This is a genomic window from Kocuria sp. UCD-OTCP (genome assembly GCF_000349605.1).
GTDB classification, from domain to species: domain Bacteria; phylum Actinomycetota; class Actinomycetes; order Actinomycetales; family Micrococcaceae; genus Kocuria; species Kocuria rosea.
The window spans coordinates 13,397-28,210 of sequence record NZ_AOSQ01000004.1 but is presented as its reverse complement, the minus strand read 5'-3'; the positions used below and the strand labels follow the sequence as shown (position 1 = coordinate 28,210).

The 14,814-nt window shown below is 72.4% G+C and carries 17 protein-coding genes; 11 read left to right on the top strand and 6 right to left on the bottom strand.

The annotated features are described in order from the left end of the window. Nucleotides 1-5: 5 nt before the first annotated feature. From H488_RS22015 to H488_RS22005, 3 genes are all read right to left on the bottom strand, one after another. Complete coding sequence (locus tag H488_RS22015; RefSeq protein WP_017832251.1) at nt 6-1,409, bottom strand: aspartate ammonia-lyase; 1,404 nt, start codon at nt 1,407-1,409, stop codon at nt 6-8. Between the two features lie 109 nt (nt 1,410-1,518). Next, the gene (locus tag H488_RS22010; protein WP_017832250.1) at nt 1,519-2,517 is read right to left on the bottom strand and encodes an asparaginase; all 999 of its coding nucleotides are present in this window, start codon (nt 2,515-2,517) and stop codon (nt 1,519-1,521) included. A gap of 184 nt (nt 2,518-2,701) precedes the next feature. Next, entirely contained in the window at nt 2,702-3,397 is a 696-nt protein-coding gene (locus H488_RS22005) for a FadR/GntR family transcriptional regulator (RefSeq protein ID WP_031282375.1), read from the bottom strand. Between the two features lie 234 nt (nt 3,398-3,631). Here H488_RS22005 and H488_RS22000 point away from each other — a divergent pair, with 234 nt between their 5' ends. The 5 genes from H488_RS22000 to H488_RS21980 all read left to right on the top strand — a co-directional run bounded on the left by H488_RS22000 (nt 3,632) and on the right by H488_RS21980 (nt 6,704). Then, on the top strand, nt 3,632-4,327 hold the full coding sequence (locus tag H488_RS22000) for a hypothetical protein (RefSeq protein WP_051063713.1): 696 nt from the start codon (nt 3,632-3,634) through the stop codon (nt 4,325-4,327). Nucleotides 4,328-4,536: 209 nt separating this feature from the next. Continuing rightward, a complete protein-coding gene (locus H488_RS21995; protein ID WP_017832247.1) occupies nt 4,537-5,028 on the top strand; it encodes a beta-class carbonic anhydrase in 492 nt (163 codons plus the stop codon). A 294-nt stretch (nt 5,029-5,322) separates the two neighbouring features. Continuing rightward, nucleotides 5,323-5,652, top strand: a complete 330-nt coding sequence (locus H488_RS21990; protein ID WP_017832246.1) for a hypothetical protein — start codon at nt 5,323-5,325, stop codon at nt 5,650-5,652. 82 nt (nt 5,653-5,734) lie between these two features. Next, nucleotides 5,735-6,310, top strand: coding sequence for a dihydrofolate reductase family protein (locus H488_RS21985; RefSeq protein WP_031282373.1), 576 nt, complete (start codon nt 5,735-5,737; stop codon nt 6,308-6,310). Between the two features lie 37 nt (nt 6,311-6,347). Continuing rightward, a complete protein-coding gene (locus H488_RS21980) occupies nt 6,348-6,704 on the top strand; it encodes an MmcQ/YjbR family DNA-binding protein (protein ID WP_017832244.1) in 357 nt (118 codons plus the stop codon). Nucleotides 6,705-6,778: 74 nt separating this feature from the next. Here the strand turns inward: H488_RS21980 and H488_RS21975 are convergent, their stop codons facing one another. Next, a complete protein-coding gene (locus H488_RS21975; protein ID WP_017832243.1) occupies nt 6,779-7,705 on the bottom strand; it encodes a LysR family transcriptional regulator in 927 nt (308 codons plus the stop codon). A 112-nt stretch (nt 7,706-7,817) separates the two neighbouring features. Here H488_RS21975 and H488_RS21970 point away from each other — a divergent pair, with 112 nt between their 5' ends. The 4 genes from H488_RS21970 to H488_RS21960 all read left to right on the top strand — a co-directional run bounded on the left by H488_RS21970 (nt 7,818) and on the right by H488_RS21960 (nt 12,199). After that, the gene (locus tag H488_RS21970; protein ID WP_017832242.1) at nt 7,818-8,510 is read left to right on the top strand and encodes a LysE family translocator; all 693 of its coding nucleotides are present in this window, start codon (nt 7,818-7,820) and stop codon (nt 8,508-8,510) included. A 239-nt stretch (nt 8,511-8,749) separates the two neighbouring features. After that, nucleotides 8,750-11,287, top strand: coding sequence for a PEP/pyruvate-binding domain-containing protein (locus tag H488_RS21965; RefSeq protein WP_017832241.1), 2,538 nt, complete (start codon nt 8,750-8,752; stop codon nt 11,285-11,287). A gap of 232 nt (nt 11,288-11,519) precedes the next feature. Continuing rightward, nucleotides 11,520-11,687 carry a hypothetical protein gene (locus tag H488_RS37350; protein ID WP_017832240.1) on the top strand — a complete coding sequence of 56 codons (168 nt, stop codon included), beginning with the start codon at nt 11,520-11,522 and terminating at the stop codon, nt 11,685-11,687. 26 nt (nt 11,688-11,713) lie between these two features. Next, nucleotides 11,714-12,199 carry a hypothetical protein gene (locus H488_RS21960; protein ID WP_017832239.1) on the top strand — a complete coding sequence of 162 codons (486 nt, stop codon included), beginning with the start codon at nt 11,714-11,716 and terminating at the stop codon, nt 12,197-12,199. Here H488_RS21960 and H488_RS21955 read toward each other — a convergent pair. Beyond that, the gene (locus H488_RS21955; protein ID WP_031282369.1) at nt 12,162-12,599 is read right to left on the bottom strand and encodes a VOC family protein; all 438 of its coding nucleotides are present in this window, start codon (nt 12,597-12,599) and stop codon (nt 12,162-12,164) included. The two genes, H488_RS21960 and H488_RS21955, sit on opposite strands and share 38 nt — an antisense overlap. A 134-nt stretch (nt 12,600-12,733) precedes the next feature. Beyond that, entirely contained in the window at nt 12,734-13,015 is a 282-nt protein-coding gene (locus tag H488_RS21950) for a hypothetical protein (RefSeq protein WP_150110264.1), read from the bottom strand. 360 nt (nt 13,016-13,375) lie between these two features. Here H488_RS21950 and H488_RS21945 point away from each other — a divergent pair, with 360 nt between their 5' ends. Together H488_RS21945 and H488_RS21940 are read left to right on the top strand one after the other, a co-directional pair. Then, nucleotides 13,376-14,377: a hypothetical protein gene (locus tag H488_RS21945; RefSeq protein ID WP_017832236.1), complete on the top strand. Its 1,002-nt coding sequence runs from the start codon at nt 13,376-13,378 to the stop codon at nt 14,375-14,377. Beyond that, nucleotides 14,374-14,733 carry a PadR family transcriptional regulator gene (locus tag H488_RS21940; RefSeq protein WP_043738533.1) on the top strand — a complete coding sequence of 120 codons (360 nt, stop codon included), beginning with the start codon at nt 14,374-14,376 and terminating at the stop codon, nt 14,731-14,733. The genes H488_RS21945 and H488_RS21940 overlap by 4 nt, the downstream gene beginning before the upstream one ends. Nucleotides 14,734-14,814: the final 81 nt, after the last annotated feature.

The following is a 14,814-nucleotide window of genomic DNA, read 5'->3' as shown; positions in this document are numbered from 1 at the left end:
ACGGGTCAGACGGTGAGGTTGGCGAGGCGCTCCGGGCGCAGGATGCGGCCCAGCTCCTCGGCGGTCAGCAGACCGCGCTCGCGCACCAGCTCCGCGACGCCGGCGCCCGTGACCAGGGCCTCCTGGGCGATCGCGGTGGCCGTGGCATAGCCCAGGTGAGGGTTCAGCGCGGTCACCAGGCCGATGGAGTGCTCCACCGACGCGCGCAGGTGCTCCTCGTTGGCGGTGATGCCGCGCACGCAGCGCTCCGTGAGCGTGGTGCAGGCCGCCCGGAGGTGGGCGACGCTCTTGTGCAGGCTGTGGACGATGATCGGCTCGAAGGCGTTGAGCTGCAGCTGTCCGCTCTCGGCGGCCATGGTGATCGTGACGTCGTTGCCGATGACCTCGTAGGCGACCTGGCTGACGACCTCCGGGATCACCGGGTTGATCTTGCCCGGCATGATCGAGGAGCCGGACTGCACGGCGGGCAGGGTGATCTCGCCCAGCCCCGCCCGGGGCCCGGAGGAGAGCAGCCGCAGGTCGTTGCAGATCTTGGACAGCTTCACCGCCACCCGCTTGAGCACCCCGGACAGGTGCACGAAGGACCCGACGTCCTGGGTGGCCTCCACGAGGTCGACGGCGGTGACCAGCGGCAGGCCGGTGACGGCGGCCAGGTGGCGGCAGGCCGCGGCGGCGTAGCCGTCCGGGGCGTTGAGCCCGGTGCCGATCGCCGTCGCCCCGAGGTTGATCTCGTGGACCAGCAGGCTCGCCTCGGCGAGGCGCTGGCGGTCCTCCCGGATCATCACGGCGTAGGTGCCGAACTCCTGGCCCAGGGTCATGGGCACGGCGTCCTGCAGCTGGGTGCGGCCCATCTTCACGACGGTGCGGAACTCGCGGGCCTTCGCCGCGAAGGCGTCCTCCAGCACCTCCAGGGCCGCCAGCAGCTCCTGCACGCCGGTGATCGTGGCGATCTTCACGGCCGTGGGGTAGGCGTCGTTGGTGGACTGCGACAGGTTGACGTGGTCGTTGGGGTGCAGCCGGGAGTACTCCCCCTTGCCGGCGCCCAGCAGCTCGAGGGCCCGGTTGGCGATCACCTCGTTGGCGTTCATGTTGGAGGAGGTGCCTGCGCCGCCCTGGATCACGTCCACGCGGAACTGCTCGTGGAGGCGCCCGTCCAGGATCTCCTGGCAGGCCGCCACGACGGCGTCGGCCCGGGCGGTGTCGAGCAGCCCGAGCTCGTGGTTGGCGCGGGCGGCGGCGAGCTTGACGGCCGCCAGTCCCCGCACCAGGTGGGCGTGGCCGCCCAGGGGCAGGCCGGTGATGGGGAAGTTCTCCACGGCGCGCAGGGTCTGCACGCCCCAGTAGGCGTCGGCGGGGACCTGGCGGTCGCCGAGCAGGTCGTGCTCGGTGCGGAAGGCGGGAGCGGTCATGGTTCTCTCGGTTCTCTCGGGTATCACGAGGTGGTGGACGGCAGCGGGACGGTGGGTCAGCGGGACGAGGGCGGTCTCTCATGGAGCGGGAGGGACAGCGAGCAGTGGCTCAGGGGGCGGCGGCGAGGGCGACGGCGTGCAGCGACCCCACGGTGCGGCCCCCGCCGAGCACGGGGACCCGGCCCAGGCCGGCGAGCGCCGCGGGGTCCACCCCGAGCCGCTGCAGGGCCTGCACGGTCACCGGCATCCGGGCGCGGTCGGCGCCGTCGGCGATCTTCACGGCCAGACCGCGCCCGTCCGGCAGGCCCACGAGCTGAAGGCCCTCGAAGCCGTCCTTGGCGAGCAGACCGGGGACCCTGCGCATGAGCTCCGTGACGTCACGGCCCTCGCCGGCCACCTGCTCGGGGTGCCCGGTCATGGCGGACGCGACCCAGGCCTCGGGCGTGCCCGGGGCGGCGGAGGCCAGCCGGGCGAAGGCGGTGGCCATACCCCGGAGGGTGACGGCGTGAAGGGGGGTGCCGCAGCCGTCGGTGCTGCCGGGCCCCAGCGGTTCGCCGGTCAGCTCCGCCACGACCTGGGCGATCAGCAGCTGCAGCGGGTGGCCGGGGTCGGTGTAGCCGGCCACGGGCCAGCCGTTGACCCGGCAGGTGGCGACCATGGCGGCGTGCTTGCCGGAGCAGTTCTGGGCCAAGCGGGTGGGCCCTTCGCCGGCGCGCAGGGCGGCGGCCCGTTCGGCGGGCCCGTACGGCAGGTCGGGCACGTTCTCCAGGGCGGTCTCGTCCGCGCCGTGGCCGGCGAGGATGCGGCGCGCGCCGTCCCGGTGCCGGGGCGCCCCGGAGTGGCTGGCCGCGGCCAGTGCCAGCAGGGGCCCGGGCAGCTCGAGGCCGGCGCGGAGCATGGCCACCGCCTGCAGCGGCTTGAGGGAGGAGTGGGGGTAGAAGAGGGCCAGGGGGTCTCCGGCCTCGAGCAGGATCCGCCCGGCGGCATCCGTGGCCACGAGCGAGCCGTGGTGGACGCTCTCGACGACGCCGTCGCGGACCTGTTCGGCGACGGGCACGTGCTGCGGGCGGGCGGTGGACAGGGGTGCCCCGAGGGCTGCGGTGGTCATGCTGGGTCCTTGCTGGAGGTGATCGGGGCGGGCGAGGGCGCGCGCCGGAGGGAGGCGCCGGAGGGCGCCCCGCGCGGAACGGAGGGCAGGGTCGAGGGCAGGAGGACGGCCGAGCAGGGCGAGGACCGCGGCTGCCCGGGCGGAGGCCGGGGAGGCCGGAACAGCGGCCGGGACGGCCGGCGGGCTACTCGCCGGTGATGGCGCCGAGGGCGCCGCGCACGGCCGCGAGGTGGTCCTGCATGGCCGCTTCCGCCTCGTCGGCCGCGCCGTCGCGGATCGCGTGGAAGATGCGCAGGTGCTCCTCGTCCGAGCGCTTCTGGCGGGCCGCCACCACGTTGAGGGTCTCGGACTGGTGGAAGAGCGCCTCGCGGATGTCGGCGATGACCTTCTCGAACACCCGGTTGTGGCTGATCCGGGCGACGGCGGCGTGGAAGCTGGTGTCCAGCTCGACCCAGGCCTGGGGGTCGTCCTCGGCCGCCATCGCCGCCACGACGTCCTGCAGGAAGCGCACGTCCTCCTCGGTGCGGCGGCGCGCGGCGAGACCGGCCGCGGGGACCTCGATGTGCGGCCGGGCCTCGTGCAGGTCCCGGGCCGAGTACGCGCCCAGGGCCAGGTCCTCGGCCACCCGCTGGGAGACGACGAACGTCCCCTTGCCGGTGCGGCTGACGGTCAGGCCCAGCGCCGCGCAGGAGCGCAGCGCCTCGCGGATCACGGACCGGCTCACGCCGTACCCCTGGGCCAGCGCAGCCTCCGAGGGCAGCCTCTCCCCCACGGCGAGGCGCCCCTCCCGGATCTGCGCGAGCAGGTCCTTGAAGACGGCCTCCGCCGCACTGAAGCGCTCCACCGGCTGTCCGGCTGTCCGGCTGTCTGACAGGTTCATGGGGTCCAGCATGATACGGATCACACCGGGCTGTCAAGGGATCACGAGCCGGTTTCCTGCACGTCTCGTGCAGGTTCTCGCCAGGTCCGCCTGCTGTGCTGGAGCAGGCATCCCCACACCCCGAGCGGAAGCAGGTGCATCATCGCCGCCAGAACCGCCAGAACCGCCGGCACGGCGCACCGGGACCGGAGCCGCCCCCTGCGCTCGCTCCTCGCACTGCTTCTCGTGCTCGGGATGCTGGCGGGAGCACTGGTGTTCCTCGGGCCCGGCCTGATCAGCGGCCTGCGCACCGGAGACGGCGGGCTGACCTGGGGTGCCGAGTGCGTCGTCGAGACCGCGGACGGAGCGGTCTGGCTCGACCGCGAGGAGGCAAAGCGGGCCACGACCGCGGTGGCGCTCGCCGCCCGCGGGGTGGAGGCCCCGGACACCTCCGGCCTCGACCCGGCGGTGCTGCGGCGCCTGGCCGACGGACCACCCGAGGACGCCGGCGCGAGCCTGAGCTGCCGGGGCTCAGCGGCCGACGACCTGCCGCAGCAGCAGCTGACCGCAACCGGCCTGACCCCGCGCGCCGAGCGGGTGCGCGCAGCGATGACCGAGGTGTTCGGAGAGCAGAGTCTGGGCGGGTTCGCCCCCGGCGGCGTCGGCCAGGGCCACGGCGAGGAGTCGACGCACTACGACGGCCGCGCCGTCGACGTCTTCTTCCGCCCCGTGACCGAGGAGAACCGGCGCGAGGGGTGGCTGCTGGCCCACTGGCTGGTCGCGCACGCCGAGGACCTGGACGTCCAGTACGTCATCTTCGACGACCGCTTCTGGAGCGCGCACAGCTCGCGGGGGCGGTGGCGGGACTACGACGCGCCCGAGCCCGGCAACGAGATCCTGCGCCACCTCGACCACGTGCACGTGGACGTGCTGCGGGGCGGTCCGGAGTGAGGAGCCGGTCGCAGCGCCGGGCCCCGGAACCGGCCTCCGCGTCGCGAACGATGACCACGGGAGGGGTGTGCACGGGCGACGCCCGGTCCTAGGGTGAGGAGCGGACCGGGCGGCTCCGGATGGGTCGGACCGCAGCGCCCGGGGACACCGGGGACCGAAGCCGGCCCCCGGGACGCGGTCCGCCGCACCCGCCGAGGAAAGGACCCGCCATGAGCGCCACCGACGACCTCCTGCACCACGCCGAAGCCTACGCCGCCGCCTTCACCAAGGGGGATCTGCCCATGCCCCCGGCCCTGCCGGTGGCGGTCGTGGCCTGCATGGACGCCCGGCTCAACCCCTACGGACTGCTGGGCCTGAGCGAGGGCGACGCCCACGTCATCCGCAACGCCGGCGGGGTGATCACCGACGACGAGATCCGGTCCCTGGTCATCAGCCAGCGCCTGCTGGGCACCCGGGAGATCATCCTCATCCACCACACCGACTGCGGCATGCTCACCTTCACCGACGACGCCTTCACGGCACAGATCGAGGCCGACACCGGGATGCGCCCGCCCTGGTCGCCGGAGTCCTTCACCGATCCCGACGACGACGTCCGCCGGTCCATGGCGCGGATCACCGAGAACCCCTTCATCCCGCACCGGGACAGCGTGCGGGGCTTCGTCTACGACGTCACCGACGGCTCCCTCCGCGAAGTCCGCTGACTCCCGCACCGTTCTTCCACTTCGGGGGCCCCGCCACCCGGAGCGGGCGGAGGGCCCCTGTTCTGGGTCCGGCGATCAGTGGGCGACCGTGAAGCGGCGGCGGGAGATCGCCGGGCCGGAGCACGACACGCGGGAGCGGCTGGTCTCGCAGGAACCGCAGCCCGGGGCTCCGCGACGCGGCGGCCCCGGGCCCGCGGGGCTCCTTTCCGCCTCCGGTGACGGCCGATTCAGCACAGGGGACGGCGTCGTGGGCTATGAATGGAAGGACCACGGACGGACCCCCAGGAGGACACTGTGACGAAGCACGACGACTCCCAGCCCATCACCTCTGTGATCAACACGGGCGAGCTGATGCGGCAGCTGGCGCAGAAGGAGGCCGACCACCGACGCCGGGTCCAGGCCTGGACCACCGACGGGGTCGAGGAGCTGACGGACACGGCGGAGCTGCTCGACATCGCCCTGCACCACAGCGACGTCGACGTGGCGGCTGCCGCGCTCGGCAGCGACCACCTGAGCGCCGCCGACCGTCGCCACGCGGCCGACAACGCCACCGACCCGCACGTGCGTGCTGCCGCGCAAGCGGAGGCGACCCGACGCGGCGAGGACCGGGACGGGCACGGCTGACGACCCGCCGCTGGACGCACGACGGACCTCGGATCCGCTGCCCCTCTTGTGCCCGGGCGGCTCCGGCGGGTTGAGTGGGGGCATGGGGAAAGTGATCTACTCCGTCGCCTCCTCGCTGGACGGCTACAACTCGGACGAGCAGGGCAGCTTCTCCTGGGCCGTGCCCGACGAGGCCGTCGTCGCCGCCCTGACCACCGACCTGGCACCGGTCAGCACCTACCTCTACGGGCGGCGCATGTACGAGACCATGGCCGTCTGGGAGACCGACCCGTCCGCGGCGACATGGTCCCCGGAGTCGGCGCGCTTCGCGGAGACCTGGAAGCGCGCCGAGAAGATCGTCTTCTCCTCCTCCCTCGGCCGGACCTGGACCGACCGCACCCGGCTCGAGCGGGAGTTCACCGCCGCGGCTCTCGAGCGCGCGAGGTCCGAGGCGTCCGGCGACCTCACGATCGAGGGCCCGACCCTGGCCGGCAGCGCCCTGCGGCTGGGGCTGGTCGACGTGGTCGAGCTGCTGCTGTGCCCGGTCACGGTGGGCGGCGGCACCCCGGTCTTCCCCGACGGGCTGTCCCTGGAGCTGCGCCTCCTCCGGGAGCGCCGCTTCGACAACGGCATGGTCCAGGTCGGCTACGAGGTCCGCCACCCCCGGTCCCCCGGATAGCAGCGGCGTGGACGGGACGAGACTTCAGCAGATCGCCATGGAAGCGGCCGCCGGACTGCCGGCCGTGACGCACACCTGCCCCTTCGGCCCGGACCACGAGGTGTTCAAGGTCGTGGGCAAGATCTTCCTGATGACCACGGAAGCACCCGGGAAGCCGATCGTGACGCTCAAGTGCGAGCCCCCGCACGCGATGGCGCTGCGCCAGGAGTTCCCCACGATCACCCCCGGCTACCACATGAACAAGCAGCACTGGATCTCCCTCGCCGCCGGCCCGGGGATCACCCCGGACCTCGTCGAGGAGCTGGTGCTGAACGCCTACGAGCTCGTCGTCGAAGGACTCCCCCGGGCCAAGCGCCCGGTGCTGCGCCACACGCGCACCGGAGCACAGCCCTGAGCGGGCGTCCTGCCGTCCGCGTCCGGCGTCGGGGGCGCGATGCGAGCACGGAGTCCGTCCGAGCGGTCGCGGAGTCAGTGCTCGTCCGGTGGTGCCGGGCGGCTCCGTCGAGCGGCTTCGCGCAGCGCCGTCAGGGCCGTGTGGATCAGCCGCGCCCGGGTGGGGTGGGTGCGGGTGTGGGTGTGGGCGACGATGCGCCGGTGCACGGCCGGGTCGACCAGCGGCCTCGAGGTGAGAGCCGCCGGCAGCCCGGCGAGCGCGATCCGGGGCAGCACCGTGATGCCCAGCCCGGCCGCGGCGAGGCTGGTGGCCGCATGGTGGTCGTCGAGACGGGCGACGTAGTGCGGGGTGTAGCCGGCGGCGTGACAGGCGCGGGTGATGATGCGCCCGGTGGGGCCGTCGTGGATGTCGTGGTCGATCCAGGGCTCGTCGCGCAGCTGGGCCATCGTCACCGCGGGGCGTGCGGCCAGCGGGTGGTCGACCGGCAGCACCACGCAGAAGTCCTCCTCGTGCAGGGCATGGCGCTGGTATCCCTCCAGGTGGACGAGGGGCCCGTCGAGGGACTCGTTGCGCACGTCGACGTCGGGGGCCCGGCGGCCTCCGGTGGAGTGCAGCTCGTTGATGCTGATTTCCACCACCACGTCCGGGGACCGAGCGCGCAGGGCGAGCACCACCCCGGGCATCCAGGCCTCGGCCAGGGACGCGAAGCAGGCGACGGCGATCTGCTCGGCCCGGCCCTGCCGCAGATCCTCCACGGTGCGCTCGAGGCGTTCCAGGCTGCTGAGGGTCTCCGCGCTGGCCTCGCACAGGTGCCGGGCGGCCGGGGTGGCCTCGATGCCCCGGCCGCTCTTCTCGAACAGCACCAGCCCGGTCTGCCGGGCCAGGGCGCGGAGGTGCTGGCTGACGGTGGCCGGGGCCAGGTGGAGGTTCCGGGCGGCGGCGTGGATCGAGCCGGCGGCGATGACCGCGCGCAGGATGGTGAGCCGGTGCGGATCGAGCATGCCCCGATCGTACGCTTTCACCTGCCAATACCACGGAAATCATTGCTGGTGCTGAAGGGTGACGCGGTGGCACGGTAGAGGTCTGCGGACCACTGACCGACAAGGAGCTGCCGTGGACACCTCGAGCTATCTGGCCCTGCTGGGCGTGGCCGTGGTCCTGGCCCTCACCCCGGGACCCGACACCGTCCTGACCCTGGGCTACGCCCTGCGGCAGCGCCGGGCCGGGATGCTGGCCGCCGCCGGGTCCGCGGTGGGGGTCTTCGCCTGGGCGGGGCTGGTCGCGGTGGGCGTGGCCGCCTTCCTGGACAGCTCCCCGGCCGCCTTCCAGGCTCTGCGGATCCTCGGGGGCGCCTACCTGTTCTACCTGGGCTACCGGGCGATCACCGCCCACGCTCCCGCCCCGGCCGCCGCCGTGCCGATGACCGTCGGCCTGGCACGGACCGCGGGGTCGACCGTCACCGCCGCCCCGGACCGCCGGGAGCCCTCCGAGCCGAGGGCGCGATCGGCGTTCGCCGCAGGGCTGGTGTGCTGCCTCACCAACCCGAAGACCGGGCTGTTCTTCCTGGCCCTGCTGCCCCAGTTCACCCCGCCCGGGGCCGGGGCGCTGTTCGTCGTGGTGGTGATGGGCGGGACGGTGGCGGCCACCATCGGGATCTACCTGCTCCTCGTGGCCCTGGCCGCCCACACCGCCGGCACCTGGCTCAACCGTCCCACCGTGGCCCGCAGGATCGAGCTCACCTCCGGGGCGGTCTTCGTGGCACTGGGACTGACGACCACCGTCCCCGTGCTCACCACCTGGATCTGAGCGGACTCCCCCGCGCGGCCGGCCGGAACGACCGGGGTGGAGGCACGGGCCACGTCGGCCGAACCGGTCCGTGTCGACCACCGGCACCGCCGCGCCGTCACGCTGGTTCCTCACGGCACGGGGAGGTTGACCTGCCGACCGGCCGACCGGATCATCGGCTGTGAACGGGCCACCGGACGCCCCATGGCGCTGCCCGTTCCGCACCTCCCGCCGGCCCCGGGGCACCAGAGAGGCATCCCATGGACGTGATCGACCTGGCCCACATCACCTCGGCGACCACCGCGCTCGTCGGGGGCAAGGCCGTCGGTCTCGGAGCCCTCCTGTCCGCCGGCGAGCGCGTGCCGGACGGGTTCTGCCTGACCACCGAGGCCTACCGCTCGGGCGCCGTCCCCGAGCGGGCGGTGCTGACGGCCTACGAGCACCTCGGCGGTGGTCCCGTCGCCGTCCGCTCCAGCGCCACGGCCGAGGACCTGCCGGACGCCAGCTTCGCGGGCCAGCAGGACACCGTCCTCGACGTCGAGGGCGGGGACGCACTGCTCGAGGCCATCCGGCAGTGCTGGGACTCCGTGCACAGCGAGCGCGCCGTCGCCTACCGGGCCGGTCAGGGGCTGGAGACCGGCGACCTCGCGATGGCCGTCGTCGTGCAGCGCATGATCACCCCGGCGGCCGCCGGGGTGATGTTCACGGCCAACCCGCTGACCGGCACCCGCACGGAGACCGTCATCGACGCGGTCCCGGGGCTGGGCACCGGAGTCGTGGACGGCACCATGGACACCGACCACTACGTCCTGCCCGGCCAGGGTCCGCTCCCCCGGACACAGGAGCACGGCTGCCTCTCCCCCGACCAGCTCCGCGAGCTCCAGGCGACCGGGCAGCGGGTGCAGCGCGCCCTCGGCAGCCCGCAGGACATCGAGTTCGCCTACGACGCCGAGGGCACGCTCTGGCTGCTGCAGTCCCGGCCCATCACCACGCTCTTCCCGCTCCCGGCCGGGACCGACCCGGTGCAGGGCGACCCACGGGTCTACATGGAGGTCGGCCACATGCAGGGCCTGCGGCGCCCGGTCACCCCCATGGGCGTGTCCGTGCTGCGGGAGACGACCCGCCGCTGGCTGCAGATCATCGGCGTCGACGACGCCGTGGTCGATCCGTTCCTCGTCGAGATCGGCGGCCGGCTGTTCATGGACCTCACCGGCCTCGTCCGCAGCCCGCGCCTGCACTCCCGCGTCCCCGAGATGGTGCAGGTCTACGGTCCGGCCGTGGCGCGGGGCGTGCGGCGCGTCCTGGACGACCCCCGCTACGCGCCCCGTCCCGCCCGTCCCGGTCAGCGCGTGTTCTCCGCCGGTGCGACCGCGCGGCTGCTCCTGGCCACCGTCCCCGCCTCGCTGCTCGGCGCGCTGCGGGCCCTGGCCCGGCCCGCCGCCGCCCGCGAGCGCGCGTTCCACGAACTCGAACAGGTCCGCCGGCAGCCCCGGACCGAACCGGCGGACACGGCGGAAAGGGTCCGTTCCGCCGCCGGGCTGCAGGACGCGACGATGACCGGACCGATGATGCGCTCCCTGCCGCCCCTGTGGGCGGCGCTCATCGCCCAGGGGGTGGCCGGCTGGCTGCTGGACGGCATCCTGCAGCCCGGCGAGCTGAACGCGACCCTGCGCGGGATGCCCCACAACGTCACCACCCAGATGGACCTGAAGCTCTGGTCCGTGGCCGAGGCCGCCCGCCCGCACCGCGATCTGCTGGTCGGCGCTGCCCCGGACGAGCTCGCCGCGCGCTTCTCGCGCGGCGAGCTGCCCGAGTTCGGCCTGTCGGCCTTCCTGGCGGAGTACGGGATCCGCGGCAGCGCCGAGATCGACGTCGGCTCCCCCCGGTGGGCCGACGACCCCACTCCCGTGTTCGCCGCCCTGGCCGGGTACCTGCAGGTGACCGACCCGGACCAGGCCCCGCCGGCCCGGTTCGCCCGCGCCGCCGTCGAGGCCGAGGCCGCCCTGGCTGACCTCGTCGCACGCGCCAGGCGCACCCGGCCGCTGCGGGCCCGCCTTGCCGGGTCCATGCTGCGCCGCAGCCGGGATCTGGCCGGCCTGCGCGAGCTGCCGAAGTTCCTCTGGCTGACCCCGCTGGCCGAGGTGCGCCGGCAGCTGCTCGCCGCGGGGGCCGAGCTCACCGGGCGCGGCCTGCTGGAGCAGCCGGAGGACATCATGTTCCTGACCCTGGACGAGGCCCTCGACGCCTCGCACGGCGCGGACCTGCGCGCGGTGGTGACCGGTCGGCGCCGGGAGCACCACCGCGAGGCCCGACGGCGGCAGGTCCCCGGCCTGCTGCTGTCCGACGGCACGAACCCCCAGGCCCTGCCCGACGACACCGCGCCCGAGCACGGGCCGGACGTGCTGATCGGCCAGCCGGCGGCCACCGGGATCGTGACCGGGCCGGTGCGGATCGTCCACCACCCGTCGGAGGCGAGGCTGCAGCCCGGTGACATCCTCGTCGCCCCGACCACCGACCCGGGCTGGACCCCGCTGTTCCTGACCCTCGGCGGACTCATCACGGAGACCGGCTCCACGATCGCCCACGGCCCGACCGTGGCCCGCGAGTACGGCATCCCGGCCGTCATCTGCGTGCCCGACGCCACCACCCTGCTGACCGAGGGCCAGGTGGTCACCATCGACGGCGCCACCGGGCTGATCCGGATGCACGGCACGGCCGGCGGTGCGCAGCGACCGGACGACCCGGACGCTCGAGCACACCGGGCCGGGCGACCGGGCCCGGCCGCAGCCGGAGAATAGGCTCATGTCAGGACGGTTCGTGCAGCATGACCATTCCGACGCCGGAGGAGCGATCGCCGCGGACGGCCGGCGCTGCACGCTTCGTGCTCGAGTCCCGCACGGTCCTGCCCGCGCGGTCTGGTGCGAAGAACCAGCGTTCGTTCATACGGAACGACACTCCTGCCGCGGCCAGGAACAGCAGCACCGGCCATCACTCGATAACGTGGAAGGACCGGACGACAGGAGACTTCTCATGACGGACATCGCTGGCTTCGGAGCACTCCTCGGACTGCTCATCCCGTTGCTCATGCTCACCATCTCGTTGCTGCTGTTCTATTGGGTGGTGCGCAAGGGCGTGACTGCCGGCATCAAGGACTACGTGCAGAAGCACGGCGACCGCGCGGGCAGCTGGCGCCCATAGGCTGAGTGGAGCAGAGGAGACGTCTCATGATGAACTCCGAAAGATCCGGCGCAGCAGGCATGGCGCTCGGGATCGTCCTGGCCGCTTCAGCCTGCGCCTCCACCGGTCACGGCCTCGCTGTTCTCGACTCCGAGTCCTCCACCCGACCGGTGCCGAAAGTCATCCAGTCCGATGAACAGTTCGCCGGCGACTCCGCCCGCTACCTGGGGGAGATCGACGGCTATTCCTATTTCGCGGCGCGACCGGCCTCGGGCGCCGACCACGAGGCTTGCCTGATCCAGGTCGGCGCCACCTCCGACGACTGGATCGGTGGATGCTCCACCATCCGGAGCGACAAGGTCGTCGAGCTCTCAGGTGGACTCCCCCGGCAGGACGTCGCCCTCGTCACCGATGACCCTTCGACCGGCACCCTCGAGAAAGCCGGCTGGGAGCAGCAGGCCGAGAACCTCTGGCAACGTACGGATCGACCCGTCGTCAGTGGCTGTGCAGTTCCTCGGCAAGCATCACGATGATGCCGCTGGGGCCCCGGACATAGGCGAGCTTGTAGGCGTCCCTGTAGGTCCCTACCCCGCGCAGCGGGTGACAGCCGTGCTGCGCGGCGATCTCGAGGGCGTCGTCGATGTCGTCGACGGAGAAGGCGACGCGGTGCATCCCGATCTCGTGGGGCCGGGTGGGCTGCGTCTCGATCGCCTCCGGGTGGATGTACTCGAAGAGCTCGAGGCGACCGCTGCCGTCCGGGGTCTGGAGCATGGCGATGTTGACGTGGTTGCCGTCGAGGCCGACGGCGGTGTCCGCCCACTCGCCGCTGACCGTGTCCCGACCCAGGACGGTCAGCCCGAGGTCGGTGAAGAAGGCGATCGCCGCGTCGAGGTCACGGACGGCGATACCGACGTTCTCGAACTTGATGGACATGTGGTGCATGGTACCGAGCCGCGGCAATCCGGTCTGCCGAAGCGTCTTCATGTTCTGAAAGACGGATCCTCACCGGCGACTGCCGTGCAGCACCCGTCGGGACCCTGAGCTGCGGATCGCCGTCGTCATCATCGTCAGGGCCCGTAGAGCAGTCCGACCACGAAGATCGCCACCGGAACGCAGAGCAGACCGAAGGCGACAGCCACAGCCCCCAGAATCTCCTTCTGCGCGCGGAATCCGGCAATGCCACCCACCAGTCCACTGACCGGGGGCAGCGCGAACGTCCACAGCGGCTTGGCCACTCCCGTGCCCTGCCAATCGAGGAGCATCAGCGTCAGCGCGGTGGAGACCGGGAAAGACGCCCAGGCGATCGTCGCCAGGATGCGCTTCCGCTTCTCAGGAACCGGGGCCTTCACCAAGAGTTGTCCCTCCTCTGCTCCACCGAGGGTGGAGTATTCGATGGAATCGGTGCGTGGCCCTCAGGACGGCATGGGCCCGCAGGAGTGCCGTGCGTCCGCAGCGGCATCCAGATGGCCGATCCCTGTATCCGGGGGTACAAGGCCGCCCCAGAGATGTCCAGATGGCGGGCGACCTGGGTGGCCGGCTCCCCGCCCCTAGATTAACTGTGGGGCGCTCCGGAACCGGGAGTCGGTGGAGATCGGGCGCACTGCCTGCCACAGACCCATCCGCCACACCCGACCGGCAGGACGTTGCCAACACCGCCGCGTCGTGCTTATCTGTAGATACGTTTTTGACCTAGATACAAGGTGGCCAGCATGGATGCGGATCAGTGGTCGGCGCAGGACCGGGGATGGGCTACGCGCTACCTAACGGTGATGACGGGCAAGCACGTCCCGGAGTCCTCGCTCGAGGAACGTGAGCACGAGCTGCTCGACGCGGTCCGGGTGGCCCAGGTCTCTGCTGCCGAGCTCTTCGGTGATCCCACGGCACTGGCCACGGAAGATGCCGCTGAACTTGCGACAGTCGAGGAAGAGGTACGAACTTCCCTCGGCGCAGGGCTGCGGCCGGTACTGCAGGAAATCGGCGGCAGACTGACGGGCATCAGCGCTGTCGCGGCGCTGCTCATGGTCCTGCGCCACGGGTGGTCCATCGACGTGGACATCGCCCATGTGCTCGTCGCCGCCAGTGTGCTCCTGGCCTTCCTCGGGTGGGTGGTGCTTCGAGCTCTGTTCGCAGCCGGCCGATCGGGGGTGGCGATCAGCGTCTCTGTCGTCCTCGGCGCGGTCGTCGTCGCGGGAATCGCCTTCGCCGCAAACCTGGGATCCGGGCACTACGCGGCACGCGATGTCCCCGTGGCACTGTTGGCTTCGGCGATGCTCACCCCCGGGGTGGTCCTGCTGGCGGTCTCCCAGCGGATGCCGCAACAGGTGCTACGCCAGGAATGGAACGACGAGCAGTGGCTGCGTCGCTTCACCAGCGGTCTGCGCACCCGCCTGGTGCCCTCCAGATCCGTCCGGGACCACGTCACCGAGATCGAGCAGGCCCTGGAGCTGTCCGGCACCTCGGCCTACGCCGAGTTCGGGCACCCGCTGGTGCTGGCGCGCGATCTGGCCGCGACCCATCGGATCGCTCGGACACGGCGCTGGTGGGTCCTCACACTCGCCGGCACGCTCACACCCCTGGTCATCGCCGCCCTCATCGTCACCGCCCACAGCTGGGGGGCGCTGACGATCCCGGTCGCGCTGGCGTTCGTGCTGTCCGCGGCCGTGGTGCTGGGCACCGCTTGGGGCGACCGACCCTGGGGGGCGAGGCAATGACCCTCCCCGCGTGGCAGCGCGCATCCCTGCCGATGCTCCTCCTCCGCGTGCTCGCGGTGGCACCACGGCACGGGTACGGGATCTCCCAGGCGCTCGTCTCGGCAGGACTTCAACCCATCAAGGGAGCCCAGCTCTATCCCGCCCTCGGACGGCTCGAAGACGATGGTGCGATCACCGCACGGTGGGAGCAGAGCGGACCGGGCCCCGCGCGGAAGGTCTACGAACTGACCACCGCAGGACATGAACAGCTCCACGAACTGAACGAGCAGTGGGAGGCCTTCATGACCGCGGTCGAAACCCTCGGCCGCCCCGACCCAGCCGCTACTGCCGATCAAGCACCCCCGACCAAGACATAGCCACGCCAACGCCTGGGCCCATACCGGAACGGAACCTCAACGGTGACGTCGTTCTCGCGGGCAGTGACCGGTAGCGGGCCA

Coding starts and splice junctions, on each gene's coding strand:
- H488_RS22015 (WP_017832251.1), bottom strand. CDS start 1,409: ATGACCGCTCCCGCCTTCCGCACCGAGCACGACCTGCTCGGCGACCGC.
- H488_RS22010 (WP_017832250.1), bottom strand. CDS start 2,517: ATGACCACCGCAGCCCTCGGGGCACCCCTGTCCACCGCCCGCCCGCAG.
- H488_RS22005 (WP_031282375.1), bottom strand. CDS start 3,397: ATGAACCTGTCAGACAGCCGGACAGCCGGACAGCCGGTGGAGCGCTTC.
- H488_RS22000 (WP_051063713.1), top strand. CDS start 3,632: ATGCTGGCGGGAGCACTGGTGTTCCTCGGGCCCGGCCTGATCAGCGGC.
- H488_RS21995 (WP_017832247.1), top strand. CDS start 4,537: ATGAGCGCCACCGACGACCTCCTGCACCACGCCGAAGCCTACGCCGCC.
- H488_RS21985 (WP_031282373.1), top strand. CDS start 5,735: ATGGGGAAAGTGATCTACTCCGTCGCCTCCTCGCTGGACGGCTACAAC.
- H488_RS21980 (WP_017832244.1), top strand. CDS start 6,348: ATGGAAGCGGCCGCCGGACTGCCGGCCGTGACGCACACCTGCCCCTTC.
- H488_RS21975 (WP_017832243.1), bottom strand. CDS start 7,705: ATGCTCGATCCGCACCGGCTCACCATCCTGCGCGCGGTCATCGCCGCC.
- H488_RS21965 (WP_017832241.1), top strand. CDS start 8,750: ATGGACGTGATCGACCTGGCCCACATCACCTCGGCGACCACCGCGCTC.
- H488_RS37350 (WP_017832240.1), top strand. CDS start 11,520: ATGACGGACATCGCTGGCTTCGGAGCACTCCTCGGACTGCTCATCCCG.
- H488_RS21960 (WP_017832239.1), top strand. CDS start 11,714: ATGATGAACTCCGAAAGATCCGGCGCAGCAGGCATGGCGCTCGGGATC.
- H488_RS21955 (WP_031282369.1), bottom strand. CDS start 12,599: ATGTCCATCAAGTTCGAGAACGTCGGTATCGCCGTCCGTGACCTCGAC.
- H488_RS21945 (WP_017832236.1), top strand. CDS start 13,376: ATGGATGCGGATCAGTGGTCGGCGCAGGACCGGGGATGGGCTACGCGC.
- H488_RS21940 (WP_043738533.1), top strand. CDS start 14,374: ATGACCCTCCCCGCGTGGCAGCGCGCATCCCTGCCGATGCTCCTCCTC.